The organism is Microbacterium sufflavum, assembly GCF_023091155.1.
GTDB lineage: Bacteria > Actinomycetota > Actinomycetes > Actinomycetales > Microbacteriaceae > Microbacterium > Microbacterium sufflavum.
On record NZ_JAHWXK010000001.1, the window covers coordinates 2093362 to 2112915 of the forward strand.

Annotated in this window: 16 protein-coding genes and 1 pseudogene; 9 read left to right on the plus strand and 8 right to left on the minus strand. The window is 73.1% G+C overall.

Annotation, left to right across the window (positions count from 1 at the left end):
- Window positions 1–81 precede the first annotated feature (81 nt).
- The 8 genes and pseudogenes from dhaK (at window position 82) to KZC56_RS10225 (ending at window position 8500) form a co-directional block, all read left to right on the plus strand.
- Window positions 82–1074, plus strand: a complete 993-nt coding sequence (dhaK, locus tag KZC56_RS10190) for a dihydroxyacetone kinase subunit DhaK (protein WP_136030276.1) — start codon at window positions 82–84, stop codon at window positions 1072–1074.
- On the plus strand, window positions 1074–1715 hold the full coding sequence (gene dhaL / locus KZC56_RS10195) for a dihydroxyacetone kinase subunit DhaL (protein ID WP_247638494.1): 642 nt from the start codon (window positions 1074–1076) through the stop codon (window positions 1713–1715). The genes dhaK and dhaL overlap by 1 nt, the downstream gene beginning before the upstream one ends.
- Window positions 1715–2545 (plus strand): annotated as a pseudogene (locus KZC56_RS17865) (HPr family phosphocarrier protein); the annotation flags it as partial. The gene dhaL and the pseudogene KZC56_RS17865, both read left to right, overlap by 1 nt.
- A gap of 267 nt (window positions 2546–2812) precedes the next feature.
- Window positions 2813–4465 carry a phosphoenolpyruvate--protein phosphotransferase gene (gene ptsP, locus KZC56_RS17870; RefSeq protein WP_372490606.1) on the plus strand — a complete coding sequence of 551 codons (1653 nt, stop codon included), beginning with the start codon at window positions 2813–2815 and terminating at the stop codon, window positions 4463–4465.
- A gap of 181 nt (window positions 4466–4646) precedes the next feature.
- Window positions 4647–5930, plus strand: coding sequence for a sensor domain-containing protein (locus tag KZC56_RS10210; protein WP_136044817.1), 1284 nt, complete (start codon window positions 4647–4649; stop codon window positions 5928–5930).
- 114 nt (window positions 5931–6044) lie between these two features.
- The gene (gene paaI / locus KZC56_RS10215; protein WP_136032123.1) at window positions 6045–6473 is read left to right on the plus strand and encodes a hydroxyphenylacetyl-CoA thioesterase PaaI; all 429 of its coding nucleotides are present in this window, start codon (window positions 6045–6047) and stop codon (window positions 6471–6473) included.
- 24 nt (window positions 6474–6497) lie between these two features.
- On the plus strand, window positions 6498–7823 hold the full coding sequence (paaK, locus tag KZC56_RS10220; RefSeq protein WP_247638495.1) for a phenylacetate--CoA ligase PaaK: 1326 nt from the start codon (window positions 6498–6500) through the stop codon (window positions 7821–7823).
- A 62-nt stretch (window positions 7824–7885) separates the two neighbouring features.
- A complete protein-coding gene (locus KZC56_RS10225; RefSeq protein WP_136032119.1) occupies window positions 7886–8500 on the plus strand; it encodes a TetR/AcrR family transcriptional regulator in 615 nt (204 codons plus the stop codon).
- 37 nt (window positions 8501–8537) lie between these two features.
- Here KZC56_RS10225 and paaZ read toward each other — a convergent pair whose 3' ends face one another.
- The 8 genes from paaZ to pdhA form a co-directional block, all read right to left on the minus strand.
- Entirely contained in the window at window positions 8538–10619 is a 2082-nt protein-coding gene (gene paaZ, locus KZC56_RS10230; RefSeq protein WP_247638496.1) for a phenylacetic acid degradation bifunctional protein PaaZ, read from the minus strand.
- Between the two features lie 14 nt (window positions 10620–10633).
- Entirely contained in the window at window positions 10634–11533 is a 900-nt protein-coding gene (locus tag KZC56_RS10235; protein ID WP_247638497.1) for a 3-hydroxyacyl-CoA dehydrogenase family protein, read from the minus strand.
- Window positions 11530–12297, minus strand: a complete 768-nt coding sequence (locus tag KZC56_RS10240; RefSeq protein ID WP_206251596.1) for an enoyl-CoA hydratase/isomerase family protein — start codon at window positions 12295–12297, stop codon at window positions 11530–11532. Before KZC56_RS10240 ends, KZC56_RS10235 begins: the two co-directional genes overlap by 4 nt.
- On the minus strand, window positions 12294–13487 hold the full coding sequence (locus KZC56_RS10245) for a thiolase family protein (RefSeq protein ID WP_136045811.1): 1194 nt from the start codon (window positions 13485–13487) through the stop codon (window positions 12294–12296). The genes KZC56_RS10240 and KZC56_RS10245 overlap by 4 nt, the downstream gene beginning before the upstream one ends.
- Before the next feature lie 123 nt (window positions 13488–13610).
- Window positions 13611–14930 carry an MFS transporter gene (locus tag KZC56_RS10250; protein ID WP_247638498.1) on the minus strand — a complete coding sequence of 440 codons (1320 nt, stop codon included), beginning with the start codon at window positions 14928–14930 and terminating at the stop codon, window positions 13611–13613.
- 134 nt (window positions 14931–15064) lie between these two features.
- Complete coding sequence (locus KZC56_RS10255) at window positions 15065–16621, minus strand: dihydrolipoamide acetyltransferase family protein (RefSeq protein ID WP_247638499.1); 1557 nt, start codon at window positions 16619–16621, stop codon at window positions 15065–15067.
- Window positions 16618–17709 carry an alpha-ketoacid dehydrogenase subunit beta gene (locus tag KZC56_RS10260; RefSeq protein WP_372490582.1) on the minus strand — a complete coding sequence of 364 codons (1092 nt, stop codon included), beginning with the start codon at window positions 17707–17709 and terminating at the stop codon, window positions 16618–16620. Before KZC56_RS10260 ends, KZC56_RS10255 begins: the two co-directional genes overlap by 4 nt.
- Complete coding sequence (gene pdhA / locus KZC56_RS10265; RefSeq protein WP_247638500.1) at window positions 17706–18824, minus strand: pyruvate dehydrogenase (acetyl-transferring) E1 component subunit alpha; 1119 nt, start codon at window positions 18822–18824, stop codon at window positions 17706–17708. Before pdhA ends, KZC56_RS10260 begins: the two co-directional genes overlap by 4 nt.
- Window positions 18825–18974: 150 nt before the next feature.
- On the opposite strand from pdhA, the gene KZC56_RS10270 reads away from it, so the two are divergent.
- A complete protein-coding gene (locus tag KZC56_RS10270; RefSeq protein ID WP_205812604.1) occupies window positions 18975–19412 on the plus strand; it encodes an Lrp/AsnC family transcriptional regulator in 438 nt (145 codons plus the stop codon).
- Window positions 19413–19554: the final 142 nt, after the last annotated feature.

Here is a 19554-nt window from a genome sequence, read left to right on the forward strand (position 1 = left end):
CAGGCTCCGAGCATATTCGACATTAACGAATTCCTTTCGGATTTTCGGGACAGCGCACGATGCATCAAAGGAGATCGCACGATGAAGAAGCTCATCAACGCCCCGGAAGACGTCCTCGTCGAATCCCTGCGGGGCGTCGCCGCCGCTCATCCGGAGCTGTCGGTGGATCTGGAGAACCACGTCATCACGCGGGCCACGCCCAAGGCGCAGGGCAAGGTCGCCGTCGTGTCCGGTGGCGGGTCGGGACACGAGCCCCTGCACGGCGGCTACGTGGGCACGGGCATGCTCGATGCGGCCGTCGCCGGGGAGGTCTTCACCTCGCCCACCCCCGACCGCGTGCAGGTGGCGACCCAGGCCGTCGACCGTGGCGCCGGCGTGCTGCACATCGTGAAGAACTACACCGGCGACGTGCTCAACTTCGAGATGGCCGCTGAGCTCGCGTCGATGGAGGGCATCGAGGTGGGCACGGTCGTGGTCGACGACGACGTCGCGGTGCAGGACTCGCTGTACACGGCGGGACGCCGCGGGGTCGGGCTCACGGTGCTGCTGGAGAAGCTCGTGGGCGCCGCCGCCGAGGAGGGCCGCGACCTCGCGTCCGTCGTCGAGCTGGCGAAGCGCATCAACGGACAGGGGCGCTCGATGGGCATGGCGCTCACGAGCTGCACCGTGCCCGCCGCGGGCAAGCCCACGTTCGACCTCCCGGACGACCAGATGGAAATCGGCATCGGCATCCACGGCGAGCCGGGCCGGCACCGCGAGCCGCTCGCGCCCGCGTCCGACATCGCCCGCCAGCTCGTCGAACCCATCCTGGGCGACATCGACGCGGCCGGTCCCGCGATCGTGATGCTCAACGGCATGGGTGCGACCCCGCTCATCGAGCTCTACCTCATGTACGGCGAGGTCGCCGCGATCCTGGAGAAGTCGGGCGTGCAGATCGCCCGCAACCTCGTCGGCAACTACATCACCTCGCTCGACATGGCCGGCTGCTCGGTCACGGTGCTGAAGGCCGACGACGAGCTGCTGCGGCTGTGGGACGCACCCGTGGTCACCCCCGGCCTGCGGTGGGGCGCCTGATGGCGGCCGTCGGCACCGCGCAGCTCGCGGACTGGATCACCCGCTACCGCGACGCGGTCACCGCGCAGCGCGACTGGCTCACTGAGCTGGACTCCGCGATCGGCGACGCCGACCACGGCGCCAACATGGCCCGCGGCTTCGCGGCCGTGGGAGACAAGCTGGCCGCGGGGACCCCGGCCACGGTCGACGAGCTGCTGAAGACGGTCGGCATGACGCTCGTGAGCTCGGTGGGCGGAGCGAGCGGCCCGCTGTACGGCACCTTCTTCCTGCGCATGGGCATGTCCGCCGGAGCGGTCTCGGAGCTGGACGGCCCCGCGCTCGCCGCGGCCCTGCGTGCCGGACTCGAGGGCATCGTCGCCCGCGGCAAGCCCGAGGCGGGGGACAAGACCATGTACGACGCGATGGCGCCGGCGGTCGATGCGTTCGACGCGGCGCTCGCCGACGGGTCCTCGGTGGGCGACGCCGCCCGGGCGGCGGCCGACGCGGCGGCCGCGGGGCGCGACGCCACCCTCGACCTGGTGGCGCGCAAGGGGCGCGCCAGCTACCTGGGCGAACGCAGCGCGGGGCACCTCGACCCGGGCGCGGCCTCCACCGCGATCCTGTTCGACACGCTCGCCGCCGCGATCGCGGACAGCGCCTGATGATCGGCATCGTCGCCGTCTCCCACAGCGCCCGGCTCGGGGAGGCGGCGCTCGAGCTCGCCCTCCAGATGGTGCCGGGGGGAGGCGTGCGCGTCGAGGTGGCGGCGGGCGCGGGGGTCGACGCCGACGGTGCCCCGGTACTCGGGACCGACGCCGTGGCCGTCGCGACCGCGATCGATGTGCTCGCCGCGGACTGCGACGGGGTGCTGGTGCTGATGGACCTCGGGTCCGCGGTGCTGAGCGCCGAGCTCGCGCTGGAGCTGCGGGCGAGCGACGTGCCGGTGCGACTGGCGCCCGCGCCGTTCGTGGAGGGGCTGCTCGCCGCGGTGGTCGCCGCCGCGGCCGGGGCCGACCTCGACGCCGTGGCCGCGGAGGCGACCGGAGCGCTGGTGGCGAAGAGCGGACAGCTCGGGGAGCCCGAGGCGGAGGCGGGCGCCGCCGGGAGCACGGGGGTGGGAGCGGGTACGACGACCGGGTCCGCGACCGTGCCGGAGTCGGAGCCAGGGACGCGGGGGGACTCGCCGAGCGGGTCAGGATCCGCGGCGACGGGCGGGACTCCGGCGGACCCGCCGGAGCCGGGCGCGCATGAGGAGGGCGTGAGTGTGCGTCGCGTGCGGGTGCGCAACCCGCTGGGCATCCACGCGCGCCCGGCCGCCCTGATCGCGGAGGCCGCCGGTGGCGCGGACGTGCGCCTGCGACGGCTGCCCGACGGGATCGAGGCGGCGGCGCGCAGCCTCACGCGCCTGCTCGCGCTCGGAGCGCGGCAGGGCACGGAGTTCGAGCTGATCGGCCGTGGTCCCGATGCCGGGGCCGCCCTCGACCGGCTGGTCGCCCTGTTCGACGACGGCTTCGCCGAGGGCACGGAGGACGCACAGCGCGACGACACCCGAGCCGCGGACGGTGCCGGCGGAGAGGGCGCTCGCGCCACCGTCGGGGGTCCGGATGCGTCCGTCGCGGCGGACGGCCCGGGTGTTGCCGCCGCCGCGGAGACCGGGAGCCGTGGCGCCGGCGCGGAGACGAACGACGCCCACGGGGAGAGAGCGGGTTCGGCTGCGGACGCAGCGGGTGTGGACGGCGATGCGGACGGACCGGTGCCGATCGAGCCCGGGGCCGTGCTGCGGGGGCGCGGTGTGAGCCCGGGGAGGGTCGCGGCGCCGGTGGTGCACGTGGCGCCGCCGCTGCCGGAGCCCGACGCCGAGACGGTGGTCGCGCCGGACGAGCGCGAGGCCGAGGTGTCGGCGATCGAGTGGGCCGCGGTGGCCGTGGCCGACCAGCTGCGCTCGCGCACGGCTCAGGCGACCGGCGAGGCCCGCGCGATCCTCGATGCGTCCCGGCTCCTCGCGTCCGACCCGGAGCTGGTGTCGGAGGCGACGGAGCTCGTGCGCGCGCAGGGACGCACGGCCGCGCGCGCCGTCTGGGAGACGTCCGCGACGCACGAGAAGGCCCTCCTCGCGCTCGGCGGCCGGATGGCCGAGCGCGCCGCCGACATCCGCGACGTGCGCGATCGCATCATCGCGGAGATCCTGCGGGTCGACCTGCCGGGTGTGCCGGAGCGCGACGAGCCGTTCGTGCTGGTGGCGACCGACCTGTCGCCGGCCGACACCGCCACCCTGGACGGGGGGCGGTGCGTGGCGCTGGTGACGGAGCAGGGCGGCCCGACCTCGCACACCGCGATCATCGCGCGGTCGCTCGGGCTCCCCGCGGTGGTGGGGCTCGCCGGCGCCCTCGCGATCTCCGAGGGCACCACCGTGCTGGTGGATGGAGAACGCGGCACCGTCACGGTCGATCCGGATGAGGTCGACGTGGCGTCCGCGCGCGCAGCGTCCACCGTCGTGACCTTCGACGGTCGCGGGCGCCTGGCGGACGGGACGCGCCTCCCGCTGCTCGCCAACGTCGGCGGTGCGAGCGATGCCGCGTCGGCGGCGGCCGCGCAGGCGGAGGGCGTCGGCCTGTTCCGCACCGAGTTCTGCTTCCTCGGCCGTGTCGATGCGCCGACGATCGACGAGCAGGTCGAGGCGTATCGCGGAGTGCTCGCCGCGTTCCCCGGCCGCAAGGTGGTGGTGCGCACGCTCGATGCGGGCAGCGACAAGCCGCTGCCCTTCGCGAACGCCGATCACGAGGACAACCCGGCCCTCGGTGTGCGCGGACTGCGCATCGCCCGGCGGAACCCCGCCCTGCTCGACGATCAGCTGCGGGCCCTCGCGCGCGCGGCGGATGCGGAGTCGGCCGAGGTCGAGGTGATGGCGCCGATGGTCGCGACCGTCGAGGAGGCGCGGGAGTTCGCGGAGCGGTGTCACGCCGCCGGGCTGGACCGCGTCGGGATCATGATCGAGACGCCCGCTGCCGCCCTGCTGGCGGCCGAGCTGTTCGAGGTCGTGGACTTCGTGAGCCTCGGGACGAACGACCTCGCCCAGTACACGCTGGCGGCCGACCGCCTGCTGAGCGACCTCGGCGAGCTGAACGACCCGTGGCAGCCCGCAGTCCTGCGCCTGATCGGCATGGTGGGCGCGGCGGGTCGCGCGGCGGGGAAGCCGGTCGGGGTGTGCGGTGAGGCCGGGGGCGATCCGGCCCTCGCTCCCGTGCTGGTCGGGCTCGGCGTGACCTCCCTGTCGATGACCCCGCGTGCGCTCGGCCGGGTGGCCGCGGCGCTGGACGCGGTGACCGTCGAGGACTGCCGTCGGATGGCCGAGGCCGCGGCCGGTGCCCCCACGGCGGCCGAGGCGCGGGCGGCCGTGACGCACGCCGGGTGACGGCGCCCGACGCGGGCTTCTGCGGTCGCGGCGGGGGTGTATGCCGATGCGGGCATGCGATCCGTATCGTTCTCGTCACGGTGGTCGGCTGGCCAGTATTTTGGTGGGCCGGACCACTACGCTCGCGGCAGGGGACGCGCCGTCGGCGCGTGAGAGACCACCGGAGGGTCGAATGTCCAGCATGTCGTTCGTGAAGAGATCGATCGCGCGAGGCGGCCTCGCGGCCGTCCTCGTGGGGGCGCTCGCGGGGGTGTCCGCGTGCGCACCGACTCCCGAGCCCGCGTCGAGTCCTTCGGCCGCGCCGTCGACCTCGGCGCCGGAGCCGTACGACGGGCCGCTGCTCTTCGTCGGCGACGAGCTGGAGTCGTTCGCACTGACTCCGCAGGAGGTCGCCGGCCTCTTCCCGGGGGCACCGCCCGCGACCGCGATCACGGACACGCTCGTGCAGTACGCCGACGGCGGCGGTCCCGACTTCGCTCCGGCCGTCTGCAGGCTCCTGATCAGCGAGACGTCGATGCGCAGCGTCGGCGCGCGCACGGTGCCGTGGGTCGATGGCGCAGACGCCGGGAACAGCGGAAGGCAGGAGATCCTGCAGTTCGCCTCGGAGGAGAACGCGTCCGCTCGGATGGACGACCTCGTGTCGACGGTCGAGAGCTGCGCGCAGTTCGACGCCCAGGGGCCGGGGTCCTTCACGGCCTCCGTGGCTCCCGACGGCGATGGTGTCCGCGCCTTCGCCGGGACGCTGGAACTCGACTCCTCGGGGAGCCCGTGGCGTGCACACCACGCGTTCGCCGCGGTCGGCAACGTGATCGTGCACGCGTGGCAGCCGGCACAGGACGGTTCCGCGTTCGACGCGGAGGCCGCTGCGCTCCTGCTGCGCGACCGTGCGGTGGAGGCGAAGACCGCGCTCGTGGACGAGCTCACCGCGCAGCCGCCCGTCACGCCGACGCCGTCCGCGCAGGATCCCTCCGCCGACTGGAGCACGTGGGAGCTGACGCCGACGGGCGTCGGTCCTCTGATCTTCGGTGCCGACCGCGCCGCCGCGCTCGCCGCGGTCCCCGGCGCGACGGCCGAGGAGTTCACCTGGACGGACACGGCCGCGCGCCTGGTGAGTCCGGACGGACAGTCCTCGCTCATCCTGCACTTCACCGAAGACGGGGCGCGGCTCAGCGGCGTGACCGCCGGCATCGCGAACCTGGACGGTGACGTCGAGCCGAACGGCGACCTGCTCCCGGCGGCCCAGGGCGTGCGCATCGGGGCGCCGCTCGCTGACGCCGTCGCCGCATTCCCCGATGGCACGTTCCTGCAGATCGTCTCGTCCGGCGAGGACTTCTATCAGTGGGCGACGAGGGAGGGCGGCGTGGTTCGCTTCCGCGCGGACCGCGACGCCGCTGATCCGGCGGCCGTCATCACCGGGATCACGGTGGAGGACGCGACGCTGACCCCGCCCCTCACCGTCGACTGACGCACGCTCTGCGTCGGGCCGCGGTCCCGCCCTGTCTTACTGACCGATCGTTCAGTTAGTATGGGCCGAGCGGGACCGCGGCGTCCCGTCCCCAGCGCGACGAGGAGGTCGGCGATGACGGATGTGACGACGGAGACGGCGGAGGCCGTGCAGCCCAATCGCGCCATGATGCAGCGCGACCGCGCGTCCGCGATGCTCGGGCTCACGGTCGAGCGCGACGACCCCGGTCATGCGGTCGTCTCGATGCGCGTGCGCGATGACATGACCAACGGCTTCGGCATCACCCACGGCGGGTTCGTGTTCGCGCTCGCCGACACGGCCTTCGCGATCGCCTGCAATGAGGACGACCGGGTCACGGTCGCGGCCGGAGCCGACATCGCCTTCCTCAAGCCGACCGTCGCCGGGCAGACCCTCACGGCCACGGCCGTGCGACGCACCCGCACCGGGCGCTCCGGCATCTACGACGTCACCGTGGTCGACGAGCAGGGCGACACCGTCGCCGAGTTCCGCGGCCGCTCCCGCACCACGCCCCAGACCCACTGACCCGCCGAAACCCGAGGAGCCCCCGTGTCGACGACGACCGCCCCCGCTTCCGCCCTCCGCCCGCCCGCCGCCGAGGAACTCGATCCCGAGGAGCGCCTGAGCCGTGCGGAGCTCGAGGCCCTTCAACTGGAGCGGCTGCAACGGACCGTGCGCCACGCCTACGCGCACGTGCCGCTCTACACCCGCAAGTTCGACGAGGCGGGCGTGCACCCCGACGACATCCGGTCGCTCGACGACGTGCGCCGCCTGCCCTTCACGACGAAGGACGACCTGCGCGAGACCTACCCGTTCGGGATGTTCGCGGTGCCGATGGACGAGGTCGCCCGCATCCACGCCTCCAGCGGCACCACGGGCCGCCCGACCGTGGTCGGCTACACCCGGGGCGACCTCGACCGCTGGGGTTCGCTCGTGGCGCGGTCGCTGCGGGCCAGCGGCATCCGGCGGGGCATGAAGGTGCACAACGCCTACGGCTACGGCCTGTTCACGGGCGGCCTCGGAGCGCACGCGGGCATCGAGGCCCTGGGTGCCACGGTGATCCCGATGTCGGGCGGGCAGACGGCACGGCAGGTGCAGCTGATCCGCGACTTCGAGCCGGACGCCATCCTGTGCACGCCCAGTTACCTGCTCACGATCGCGGACGCGATGGCCGCGCAGGGCATCGACCCCCGGTCGACGTCGCTGAAGGTGGCGGTGCTCGGTGCCGAGCCGTGGACGAACGAGATGCGGCACGAGCTCGAGCAGCGCCTGGACCTCGACGCGCTCGACATCTTCGGGCTCAGCGAGGTGATGGGGCCCGGGGTCGGGAACGAGTGCCTGGAGACCAAGGACGGGCCGCACCTGTGGGAGGACCACTTCCTGCCCGAGGTGATCGACGGCGACACGCTCGAGGCGCTCCCCGACGGGGAACGCGGCGAGCTCGTGTTCACCTCGCTCACCAAGGAGGCCTTCCCGGTGATCCGCTACCGCACGCGTGACATCACGCGCCTGCTGCCGGGCACCGCGCGGCCGGGCATGCGGCGCATGGAGAAGGTGACGGGTCGCAACGACGACATGATCATCCTGCGCGGCGTGAACCTGTTCCCGACGCAGATCGAGGAGCTGGTGCTGGGCATCGAGCAGCTGACCCCGCACTTCATCCTGGAGCTGACGAAGGAGGGGCGGATGGACGCGCTGACCGTGCGCATCGAGCGTCACCCCGACCTCTCGGTGGACACGTGCGCGGCGGCGGCGAAGGTGCTGGCACAGCGCATCAAGGTGTTCGTCGGGTCGACGGTCGCGGTGCGGCTGGAGGAGCCGGGTGCCCTGCCCCGCAGCGAGGGCAAGTACAAGCGCGTCTACGACCTGCGCTGACACGGCGCCGAGATCGCGCGGCCTGCACGGCGCGGGGGCGCCGCGATGGGAGACTGTGGGGGATGTCCGAGATGCAGACCACGCGGCGCGGCCGCCCCGGGTACGACCAGCAGGGGATCCTCGACGTCGCGGTCGCCGCGTTCAACGAGCACGGCTACGACGCGACCTCGATCGGCAAGCTGGCCGAGCGCCTTGGCCTGTCGAAGTCGGCGATCTACCACCACTTCGCCTCGAAGGACGACATCCTCGACCGGGCGCTCGACGCTGCCCTGAGCGGCCTGGAGGCCGTTGTCGACGACCCGCTGCCGCTCACGGACGGCGGCCAGGCGCCCGACGCCGTCGCGCGCCTGGAGCACGTGCTGCGCGGCGCCGTGCACGTGCTCGTGTCGCAGCTGCCCGCCGTGACCCTGCTGCTGCGGGTCCGCGGGAACACCGACGTGGAGCGGCGTGCGCTCACTCGCCGTCGCGCGTTCGACCGGCGCATCACCGCGCTCGTCGGAGAGGCGCAGGCGGAGGGGTCGCTGCGCTCCGACATCGACGCGGCCGTCGTGGCCCGCCTCACGTTCGGCATGATCAACTCGATCGTCGAGTGGTACCGCCCCGGCGGGCGTGAGGGCGCGGACCGGCTCGCCGACGACGTGGTCGCCATCGCCCTCGACGGCCTGCGCCGCCGCTGAGGCGCCGGACACCCCGCCCGCCCGGCGCCCCGCGCTTTCACACGGCGGCGAGCTCCTTGGCGACGAGTGTGAGCACGTCGTAGGTCGCGACGATCTCGTCGTCCTGGTTCTTCAGCACCGCATCCCACCGCACCTCGCCGTACTCGTCGGTCTCGCGCGGGGTGATCTGCTTGGCGGTGAGCTCGACCCGGATCTCGTCGCCGGGTGACACGGGCGTCACGAAGCGCAGGTTCTCCAGGCCGGAGTTGGCCAGCACGGGTCCCGGCGCCGGGTCGACGAACAGCCCAGCGGCCCACGACACCAGCAGGTAGCCGTGCGCGACCCGTCCGGGGAAGAACGGGTTCGCGGCCGCGGAGGCCTCGTCCATGTGCGCGTAGAAGGTGTCGCCCGTGAACGCCGCGAACGTCTCGATGTCGTCGAGGGTCACGGTGCGCGAGGGGCTTGCGACCTGATCGCCGATCCGCAGCTCGGACAGCGACTTGCGGAACGGATGCACGCCGTCGTTCGCCTCAAAGGGGCGGGCCGTCGCGCCCTGATGCCACACGCCGGTGAGCGCGGTCATCATCTCGGGGGAGCCCTGCACGGCCGTCCGCTGCATGTGGTGCAGCACCGCGCGGATGCCGCCCAGCTCCTCGCCGCCGCCCGCCCTGCCCGGCCCGCCGTGCACGAGGTTGGGCAGGGGGGAGCCGTGACCGGTCGAGCTGCGCGCGTCGTCGCGGTCGAGGAACAGCACCCGGCCGTTGTAGGCGGCGATGCCGGCCGCCAGGGTCGTCGCGACCTCGGGGTCGTGGGTCGCGACACTGGTGACGAGGGAGCCGCCGCCGCGGGCCACGAGTTCCGACGCCTCGGCCAGCGACCGGTACCCGACGATGCTCGACACCGGGCCGAACGCCTCGATCTCGTTCACGGCGGGGCTGGTCGCGTCGGCGAAGCGCAGCAGCATCGGGGCGACGAAGGCGCCGTCGGGGGCGGTCGCCTCGCTGCCGTCGGCGTGACGCACCGCGGGGTCGTCGGTCGAGCCGATCACGAGCTCGCCGCCCCCCTCCTGCAGCCGTCGCACCTGGCGGCGCACCTCGTCGCGCTGTGCGAGGGAGGCGAGCGGGCCCATCGTGACGCCCTCGGCCCGCGGGTCGCCCACGACGATCCGCTGCTCCAGGCGCGCGCGCACGGCGGCGATCACGTCGTCAACCGCGTCCTCAGGCACGATGGCGCGGCGGATCGCGGTGCACTTCTGCCCGGCCTTCGAGGTCATCTCGGTCACGAGCTGCTTCACGTAGGCGTCGAACTCGGGGGTGCCGCTCACGGCGTCGGTGCCGAGGATCGACGCGTTGATCGAGTCGGTCTCGCTCGTGAAGCGCACACCGCCGGTCTGCACCGCGTCGTGCGCGCGCAGGCGCTCCGCGGTCGAGGCCGAGCCGGTGAACGCCACGAGGTCGCCCAGGCGCAGATGGTCGAACAGGTCAGGCACACTGCCCGACACCAGCTGCAGCGAGCCGTCGGGCAGCAGCCCGGACTCGACCATCACGCGCACCATCGCCTCGGTGAGGTAGCCGGTGGGCGTCGCGGGCTTCACGACCGTGGGCACCCCGGCGAGGAAGGCGGGCGCGAACTTCTCCAGCGACCCCCACACCGGGAAGTTGAAGGCGTTGATCTGCACGGCCACCCCGGGCAGGCGCGTGTAGATGTGGCGGCCGAGGAACGAGCCGTCGCGCGAGAGGTTCTCGACGGCGCCGTCGACGTAGACCTTCGCGTTGGGCAGCTCACGGCGGCCCTTGCTGGAGTAGGCGAAGAGCACGCCGATGCCGCCGTCGATGTCGACCCAGGAGTCCTGCGCCGTGGCGCCCGTGCGGCTCGACAGCGCGTACAGCTCCTCCTTGCGCGCCGTGAGGGCGAGCGCGAGCTTCTTCAGCAGCACGGCCCGCTGGTGGAAGGTGAGCGCGCCGAGAGACGCCTGCCCGACCGTGCGCGCGTGGTCCAGGGTGGCGCCCAGGTCGAGCCCGGTCGTGGAGACGCGCGTGACCACCTCGCCCGTGGAGGCGTCGCGCACCTCGGTGGCCTCGGTGTCGGCGGACGGGGTCCACCACGCACCCTGCACGTAGCTGGGGAGGATCTCGGTCATGGGGGTTCCCTTCATCAGTCGTCCCAGTCGTAGAAGCCGCGTCCGCTCTTGCGGCCGAGGTGGCCCTCGGCGACGAGACGGCGCAGCAGAGCGGGGGGTTCGAAGCGCGGGCCCAGGTGCGCGGCCAGGTACTCGGCGATGCCGAGCCGCACGTCGAGCCCCACGAGGTCGGTGAGCCGGAGCGGGCCCACCGGATGCTTGTAGCCGAGGGTCATGGCGGCGTCGATGTCGGCCGCCGAGGCGACGCCGTCCTCCAGCATCCGGATCGCCTCCAGGCCGAGCGCGACGCCCAGTCGTGAGGAGGCGAAGCCCGGCGCGTCGGCGACCACGATCGGCGTCTTGCCGAGGGCGTGCACCCAGCCGCGGGCCGCGTCGGTCAGGGCCGCGTCGGTCGCCGCGCCGCGCACGATCTCCACCAGGGTCGAGGCGGGCACCGGGTTGAAGAAGTGCAGGCCGAGGAAGCGCGCCGGGCGGTCGAGCACGGCGGCGAGCTCGTCGATCGCGATGGAGGATGTGTTGGAGGCCAAGGCGGCGGCGGGGGAGAGCTGCGCCTCCACGCGGGTGAGCGCCTCGATCTTCAGGCTCAGGTCCTCCGGCACGGCCTCGACGACGAGGTCGCAGTCGGCGAAGAGGGCCGCGTCGGTGCCGGTCGCGAAGCGTGCCCGATACGACGCGACCGTGTCGGTGGCGGAGCCGCGGGCGATCGAGGCGTCGACGGAGCCGAGCACGCGCGCGGACGCCGTCTCCGCCGCCGCGTCATCGCGTTCCACCACGGTCACGCGGGAACCCGCGAGCAGGAAGGCGTGCGCGATGCCGGCGCCCATGCGCCCGCCGCCGAGCACGCCGACGCGCGCCGGGGCGGTGGGCGGGGCCGTCGCGGCGGCCGCGGAGGGGGAAGGTGAGGTGGTCGTCATCGGTCTCTCCGCTCCAGGAAGGCGGTCATGCGGCGGAACTTCTCCGGGCTCTCGAAGAGCACGGACTGCTCCTCCAGGTCGACGGCGGGGTGCCGGTCGCGCGGGGCGCGCAGCACGCGCTTGGTCGCCATCGTGGCCGCGGGGTCGTTGCGGGCGATGCGGTCGGCCACGGCGTGGGCGGCGTCGAGCAGCTCGTCCGGCTCGTGCAGAGCGGAGACGATCCCGAGGCGCAGCGCCTCGTCAGCGAGCACCGTGCGACCGGTGAGCAGCAGTTCGGCGGCCCTGGCCTCACCCACGATCTCCTTCAGCCGCCACGATGCCCCGGCCGCGGCGATGATCCCGAGCCCGGTCTCGGGGTTGCCGATGCGGAGCGCGGGCGTGGCGAGGCGGATGTCCGCGGCGTAGGCGAGCTCGGCCCCACCGCCCAGGGCGTAGCCGTCGATCGCGGCGATCACGGGCATCGGCAGCTCCGCGAGGCGCACGAACGCGTGGGCGTTGATGCCGCGCAGCGCGTCGGCGGCGCGGCGCTCCCGCAGCTGGGCGATGTCGGCACCCGCGGCGAATACGCCCTCGGCCCCGGTGAGGATCAGCGTCTTCGGCGTCTCCTCCAGCTCCGCGCACAGGGCGTGCAGCGCGTCGATCGTGGCCTGGTCGATCGCGTTGCGCTTGTGCGGACGATTCAGGGTCGCGATCACCCGGTCCCCGCGGTGCTCGACCAGCAGCGGCGTCGCGGGCGGGGTCTCGGCGGTCGGGGCCGCGGTCATCGCACGGCCTCCAGGATCGTGGCCGCCCCCTGCCCGACGCCGACGCACATCGTCGCCAGGCCGTACTGCGAGCCCTCACGCTCCATCCGGCCCATCAGCGTGACCAGCAGCCGCGAGCCCGAGGAGCCGAGGGGGTGGCCCAGCGCGATGGCTCCGCCGTCGGCGTTCACTCGATCTTCGTCGAGCCCGAGGCGGCGGATGCACGCGAGCGACTGCGATGCGAAGGCCTCGTTCAGCTCGATCGACCCCAGGTCGTCCAGCGACAGCCCCGAACGGTGCAGCGCCTTCTCGGTCGCGGGCACCGGCCCGAGCCCCATGACCTCGGGGGCGAGTCCGGCCGAGGTGCCCACCACGATGCGCGCGCGGGGCGTGAGGCCGTAGCGCTCCACGGCCGCGGCGCTCGCCACCAGCACCGCGGACGCGCCGTCGTTGAGGGCGCTGGAGTTGCCCGCGGTCACGACCTCGCCGCCCGCGACCACCGGGCGCAGCCGGGCCAGGACCTCGAGGGTCGTGTCGGGGCGGGGGCCCTCGTCGACGAGCACCTCGCCGTCGCGCACGGGCACGCCGACGATCTCGGGGGCGAAGCGGCCGGCGCTGATCGCGGCGGCGGCGCGCTGCTGCGACCGCACGGCGAACGCGTCGGCCTCCGCGCGCGTGATGCCGTCGACGCGGGCGACCTCTTCCGCGGTCTCCGGCATCGTGAACGTGGCCTTGTCGCGCGCGAGCAGTCGCGGGTTGGGGAAGCGCCAGCCGATCGAGGTGTCGAACGCGGCTCCGGGCTTGGCCCAGGCCTTCTCGGGCTTCGCCTGCACCCAGGGCGCGCGGGTCATCGACTCCACGCCGCCCGCCACGATGAGGTCGGCGTCGCCGGCGCGGATCGCCTGGGCGGCCATGGTCACGGCCGACATGCCCGAGGCGCAGAGCCGGTTGACGGTGATGCCGGGCACGGTGTCGGGGAGCCCCGCGAGCAGCACCGCCATCCGGGCGACGTTGCGGTTGTCCTCACCGGCCTGGTTCGCCGCGCCGAGGATGACCTCGTCGAGCTCCGCCGTCGCGGGGTCGAGCCCGGCGCGCCGCACGGCCTCGCCGACGACGAGGGCGGCCAGATCGTCGGGGCGGACCGTGGCGAGGGTGCCGCCGTAGCGCCCGACCGGCGTGCGCACGCCTCCGACGAGATAGGCCTCTGGCATGCGGATCTCCTGACATCGTCGTCCTGCGGGTGGTCCGGGGAGCGGCCGGCCGTGAATTACTGACCGATCGTAAGGTAATTATGGCACAGGCGCACGGCCGACCGCGATCCCGGATCCCGCGCGTCAGACGGAGAGGTCCACGCCCTTTGTCTCCTTCACCAGCGACACCCCGATGAGCGAGATGACCGAGGCGATGGCGATGTAGAGGCCGATCGTCCACGCCGCGTGGAACTGGTTCAGTAGCGACTCCGCGATCATCGGCGCGAACGCCCCGCCGAGGATCGCGCCCAGCGCGTAGCCGATCGAGACGCCCGAGTAGCGCACGTTCGCCGGGAACATCTCGGCGTACAGCGCTGCCTGCGGGCCGTACGACAGCCCGAGGGCGAACGTCATCACGAACAGCGCCACGAAGTACCAGACGATGTTCGCGGTGTCGATCATGAACCACATCGGGATCGCCCACACCGCCAGGGCGACGTACCCGATCTGGAAGGTGCGGATGCGCCCGAGGCGGTCGGAGAGGTGCCCGCCCCACAGCGTGAAGATCAGCCAGCCGAACGAGGCGAGCGTGGTCGCCAGGAGCACGGGCGGACGCTCCATCCCCAGCGCGGTGACCGCGTAGGTGGCGAAGAACGCGATGAGCAGGTAGCCGGCGGCGTTGTTCGCGATGAAGATGACGGCCGTCAGCACGACCTGCTTGGTGTTCGAGCGGAACAGCTGCCCGAGCGGGGCCGAGGCCTCCTTGCGGCGGCGGCGCAGGTCTTCGAACACGGGGCTCTCGTCGACCGCGCGGCGGATCACGTACCCGACCGCGATCAGCACGATCGACAGCAGGAACGGGATGCGCCAGCCCCACTCCAGGAACGCCTCGGGCGACATCGAGGTGGTGAGCGCCCACAGCGTGAACGTCGCCAGGATCATGCCGACCGGCACGCCGATCTGCGGGAAGGCGCCGAACAAGCCGCGCCGGCCCGTCGGCGCGTGCTCGACGGCCATCAGAGCGGCGCCGCCCCACTCGCCGCCCGCGGAGAAGCCCTGCAGGATGCGGAGGAGGATGAGGAGGATCGGCGCGGCGACACCGATCGCCGCGTACGTCGGCAGCAGGCCGATCAGCGAGGTGGACAGGCCCATCATGACGAGCGTGAAGACGAGCATCTTCTTGCGGCCGAGCTTGTCACCCAGGTGTCCGGCGACGATCGCGCCGAGCGGGCGGAACAGGAACGAGATGCCGATCGTGGCGAACGACAGCACCTGGGCGAGCCCGGGGCTGGACTCCGCGATCGGGGCGAGGAAGAGCGGCGCGAGCACGAGGCCGGCGGCCTGTGCGTAGATGAAGAAGTCGTACCACTCGATCGAGGTGCCCACGAGGGTGCCCGCGAGCACCCGGCGCTCTTCGGCGGGCATCCTTCCGGTGGACGAGGCGGCAGCGGTGGCTGAGGTCATGCGAACTCCGTTGTTCTGCGTCGGGTCGGGCGGCGCGGGGGACGCCGTCGATTACTTACCGAATGATCGGTCAGTAATCGCCGAGCGTAGCGCATCGTCCGCCGCGCCACGAGAGTGCGCAGCAGGTTGCGGCCTCAGACCCTCCCGAACGCACGCAGCGGATGCTCGATCAGCTCCGTCACCCGGCGCAGGAACCCGGCCGCATAACCGCCGTCGCAGACCCGGTGATCGAACACGAGCGACAGCTGGGCGATCCGCCGCGGCACGATCGCTCCCTCCACGACCCACGGGCGTTCGATGATGCGACCGATGCCGAGGATCGCGACATCCGGATGGTTGATGATCGCCGCGGAGCCGTCGACCCCCAGGCCGCCGTAGTTGTTGAGCGTGAAGGTCGAGCCGCGCAGGCGCTCGGGCGGCATGGACCCGGAGCGGGCGGTCGCGGCCAGTTCGCGCAGCGCCGTGTCGAGCTGGGCCACCGTGAGCGCGTGCGCCCGCGGGACCACCGGCACCAGGAGGCCGCGCTCGGTGTCGGCCGCGACGCCCAGGTTCACGCCGTCGAACGAGATCAGCTCGCCGCCGTCCTCGCTCAGCCGCGACGCGAGGACCGGATAGTCCTCCAGCGCCAGCAGCACGAACCGCGCCAGCAGTGCCGTGATCGACGGCGGCCGCTCGCCCTCCGGGGCCATCTGCCCGCGGAGGTCCCACAGTTCCGTCGCATCCACGTCGACCCAGACCGTGGCCTCGGGGATCTCGGAGCGGCTGCGCGCGAGCTTCGCGCTCACGGCGCGCCGCAGCGGCGACAGGCGCTCGCGGGATCGCACGGGGAGGCCGTCGAGCTCGCCGGTGCCGGTCGTGGAGGTCGGGGCTGCGGTGCCGGAGGCCGAGGTGGCGCCTGCCGTCGTGCCGAGGGCCGCGGAGTCGGAGGCCGTGTGATGCGGCGCGGTGACGCCGTCGACCGCGTGGTCCACGGCGGCGCGCAGGACGTCGGCCCGGGTGATGGCGCCGTCGGCTCCGCTCGGGGTGATGGTGTGCACGTCGAGCCCCAGGTCTCGCGCGAGGCGTCGCACGAGGGGTGAACGGACGGCCACGGGGCGGCGCGGCGCGGAGGGGGGAGCATCGACGGAGCCCGAGCCGCCCGCGGCCGCGCCGGTGCCGGGGGTGGGAGCGCCGGGAGCACCGGGCTGCGGTTCGGCAGGCGCGGCTGCGGGGCCGGCGGATCCGGCGGAGGCGTCGCGGGGAGCGGCCGCGCCGACGTGCGCGGGTCGGGCAGCGGGGCGGCGGCGCCGGCCCTTCGTGGTCGACGCCGAGGTGCCGTAGCCGATGAGCACGTTGCCGGAGCCGGCGCGCTCCTCCTGCCGGTACGCCTCCTGCTCGGTCGTCGCGGCGGCGTCGGCGTCTGGCGTGCCCGCGGCGTCGTGCGGCACGTGTCCGGGGTCGGCGACCTCCAGGACCGGGGCACCGACGTCGATCGTGTCGCCCGGGGTGCCGTGCAGCGCCGTGATCACACCAGCGAACGGCGACGGCAGCTCCACGACGCTCTTCGCGGTCTCGACCTCGGCGATCGCCTGATCGGTGACGATCGTGTCGCCCACCGCGACCAGCCACTGCACGAGCCCGGCCTCGGTGAGCCCCTCGCCGAGATCGGGCAGGCGGAACACGCGGACGGCGGTCTTCACGGGAGTGCTCATGCGTCCTCGTCCCAGTGCAGCGTGTCGATCGCGTCGAGCACGCGGTCGACGTCGGGCAGATACCAGTGCTCGAACTTCGGCGGCGCGTACGGGGTGTCGAAGCCGGTCACGCGGCGCACGGGCGCGGCGAGGTACTCGAAGCACCGCTCGAACACCCGCGCCTGGATCTCCGAGGCGACGCTCACGAAGCCCGGCGCCTCGGCGATCACGACAGCCCGCCCGGTGGAGCGCACGGCGGCGGTCACGGTCTCGTCGTCGAAGGGGGACAGCGACCGCACGTCCACCACCTGCACGCTGCGCCCCTCCGCCGCCGCGACCTCGGCCGCCTCCAGGGCGAGCGCGACGGAGGCGCCGTAGGCGAGCAGCGTGACATCGGTGCCGTCCCTGGCGACGCGCGCGGAGCCGATCTCGGCCGTGACGGTTGTGTCGACCTCGCCCTTCGACCAGTAGAGCTTCTTCGGCTCCAGGAACACGACGGGGTCGGGCGAGGCGATCGCCGCGCGCAGCAGCGAGTACGCGTCTTGCGGGGTGGACGGGCTGACGACCGTGAGCCCCGGGGTGTGCGCGTAGTAGGCCTCGGACGAGTCGCAGTGGTGCTCGACCCCGCCGATGCCCCCGCCGAACGGGATGCGGATCACGAGGGGCATCCGGATGCCGCCGCGCGTGCGGTTGCCGAGCTTCGCGACGTGGCTGACGATCTGCTCGAACGCCGGCAGGGCGAACGCGTCGAACTGCATCTCGACCACGGGGCGCAGGCCGTTCATGGCCATGCCGACCGCCGTCCCGATGATGCCGGACTCTGCGAGCGGGGTGTCGAAGCAGCGGTCCTCGCCGAAGCGGGCCGTGAGGCCGTCGGTGATGCGGAACACGCCGCCCAGCGCGCCGACGTCCTCGCCGAACACGACCACGTCGCCATCGGCGGCCAGCGCGTCGGCGAGCGCGAGGTTGAGGGCGGCCGCCATCGTCATCGTGGCCGGTGCGGGGGCGGCGTCCGGTGCGGCGGTGCCGCCGGTTTCGGTGCTCGCGGTGTCGGCGGGGGCCGTGTCGGCGGGGGCCGCGGGGCGGGTGTCGTGCTCGGCGATGCTCATCGCTGTCCTCCGTTCGTCGCGGCTGCGGCGTGGGCGAGCCCGTCTCGTTCGAGTTCGCCGTGCAGCAGCTGCCACTGTTCCTCGAGCTGCGGCGTGCGGCTCGTGGTCACGAAGCGGAACAGGTCTTCCGGGTCGAGGTCGGCGTCGGTGTTGAGCGCCTCGCGCATCGCGGCGGCGATCTCCTCCGCCCCGGCGGCGAAGCGCTTCTCGGTGTCCTCGTCGAGCGCGTCAGCGGCGGTCAGGTGTGCGCGCAGTCGCAGCAGCGGGTCACGGGCGATCCACGCCTGCACCTCGTCGCGCTCGCGGTAGCGGGTGTCGTCATCGGCGTTCGTGTGCGCCTGCATGCGATACGTGTGCGCCTCGACGAGCGACGGCCCGCCGCCCGCCCGCGCGCGATCCACGGCCTCGGTCAGCACCGCCAGCACGGCCGCGACGTCGTTGCCGTCGACGCGCTGGCCCGGCATGCCGTAGCCGATCGCCTTGTGGGCGAGCGAGGGAGCGGCCGTCTGGCGCGACAGGGGCACCGAGATGGCGAACTCGTTGTTCTGCACGAAGAACACGACCGGCACGTGGAACACGGCGGCGAAGTTCATCGCCTCGTGGAAGTCGCCCTCGCTCGTCGCGCCGTCGCCGCACAGGGCCAGCACGACCGAGTCCTCCCCGCGGTGTTTCGCCGCCTGCGCGAACCCCACCGCGTGCAGCAGCTGCGTGGCCAGGGGAGTGGCCTGCGGTGCGACCCGGTGCGCGCGGACGTCATACCCCGAGTGCCAGTCGCCCTTGAGAAGCACCAGAGCCTCGGCCGGAGCGACACCGCGGGCGATCACGGCGACCGAGTCGCGGTAGGTCGGGAACAGCCAGTCCCGGTCGCCGAGCACCATGGCCGCCGCGACCTGGCACGCCTCCTGCCCGTGCGAGGACGGGTACACGGCGAGGCGCCCCTGTCGCACGAGCGCGTTGGCCTGCTCGTTGATGCGGCGGCCCTCGACGAGACCCCGGTAGGCGGTGAGCAGCGTGTCCGCGTCAGGCAGCGCGTAGGCCTCGTCGTGGACGGTCGTGCCGTCCGCCGTGATCAGATTCACCGCGGTGTCCCGCGGCAGCAGGTCCGTGTGCAGCATCGTCCGCCTCCCTCGCCGAACTCGATGAGGACAGCATGCCCCGGTCGCGACAGTCATCCAATATCCCCGGTCAGATCGTGGACGATTGCTCGATGGTTGCGGATCTGGCGTTCACAATGTCAGGATTCAGACCGGGATGAGAGGGGTGCCATGACGGCCCTGGATGACACGGATCGCGCGATCCTCGCCGAGCTCCGACGGGACGCGCGGGCGTCGATGACCGCGATCGCCGAGGCCGTGCACATCTCCCGTGCCGGGGCGCACGCGCGCATCAAGAGGCTGACGGACGCGGGGGTCATCACCGGCTACACCGTGCGCACCGACCCCGTGCTGCTGGGTCACCACGCGAGTGCCTACGTGACCCTCGCGATCGAGCAGGCCACGTGGCAGGACGTCCGGGCCCGGCTGCGGGCGATCCCCGAGATCGAGCACATCGCCCTGGTCGGCGGAGACTTCGACGTGCTCCTGCTCGTGCGGGCGAACGACGCCCGCGACCTCCGCCGCATCGTGCTCGAGGACATCCAGGCGATCCCCTCGATCCGGTCGACCCGCACGATCCTGATCTTCGAGGACGACGACCGCACCTGAGGCTCGAGCCACGGCGACGTGGTGCCCGGGTGAACGACGTGGAGACGGGGCGGGCGGTTGATCGTGCGCCCGTCGTGCGCTGCCGTCGAGGGCTGTCCGCGAGCCCGCGCTGGTACGGGATGTCTCGCTCGCGTGTTCCGGA

Excerpts from the sequence above, each read along its gene's own strand:
- paaZ (WP_247638496.1), bottom strand. The coding sequence starts at position 10,619 with ATGACCGAGATCCTCCCCAGCTACGTGCAGGGTGCGTGGTGGACCCCG.
- KZC56_RS10255 (WP_247638499.1), bottom strand. The coding sequence starts at position 16,621 with ATGAGCACTCCCGTGAAGACCGCCGTCCGCGTGTTCCGCCTGCCCGAT.
- KZC56_RS10210 (WP_136044817.1), top strand. The coding sequence starts at position 4,647 with ATGTCGTTCGTGAAGAGATCGATCGCGCGAGGCGGCCTCGCGGCCGTC.
- dhaL (WP_247638494.1), top strand. The coding sequence starts at position 1,074 with ATGGCGGCCGTCGGCACCGCGCAGCTCGCGGACTGGATCACCCGCTAC.
- KZC56_RS10245 (WP_136045811.1), bottom strand. The coding sequence starts at position 13,487 with ATGCCAGAGGCCTATCTCGTCGGAGGCGTGCGCACGCCGGTCGGGCGC.
- KZC56_RS10270 (WP_205812604.1), top strand. The coding sequence starts at position 18,975 with ATGACGGCCCTGGATGACACGGATCGCGCGATCCTCGCCGAGCTCCGA.
- dhaK (WP_136030276.1), top strand. The coding sequence starts at position 82 with ATGAAGAAGCTCATCAACGCCCCGGAAGACGTCCTCGTCGAATCCCTG.
- KZC56_RS10250 (WP_247638498.1), bottom strand. The coding sequence starts at position 14,930 with ATGACCTCAGCCACCGCTGCCGCCTCGTCCACCGGAAGGATGCCCGCC.
- KZC56_RS10240 (WP_206251596.1), bottom strand. The coding sequence starts at position 12,297 with ATGACCGCGGCCCCGACCGCCGAGACCCCGCCCGCGACGCCGCTGCTG.
- KZC56_RS10260 (WP_372490582.1), bottom strand. The coding sequence starts at position 17,709 with ATGAGCATCGCCGAGCACGACACCCGCCCCGCGGCCCCCGCCGACACG.
- KZC56_RS10235 (WP_247638497.1), bottom strand. The coding sequence starts at position 11,533 with ATGACGACCACCTCACCTTCCCCCTCCGCGGCCGCCGCGACGGCCCCG.
- pdhA (WP_247638500.1), bottom strand. The coding sequence starts at position 18,824 with ATGCTGCACACGGACCTGCTGCCGCGGGACACCGCGGTGAATCTGATC.
- paaI (WP_136032123.1), top strand. The coding sequence starts at position 6,045 with ATGACGGATGTGACGACGGAGACGGCGGAGGCCGTGCAGCCCAATCGC.
- KZC56_RS10225 (WP_136032119.1), top strand. The coding sequence starts at position 7,886 with ATGTCCGAGATGCAGACCACGCGGCGCGGCCGCCCCGGGTACGACCAG.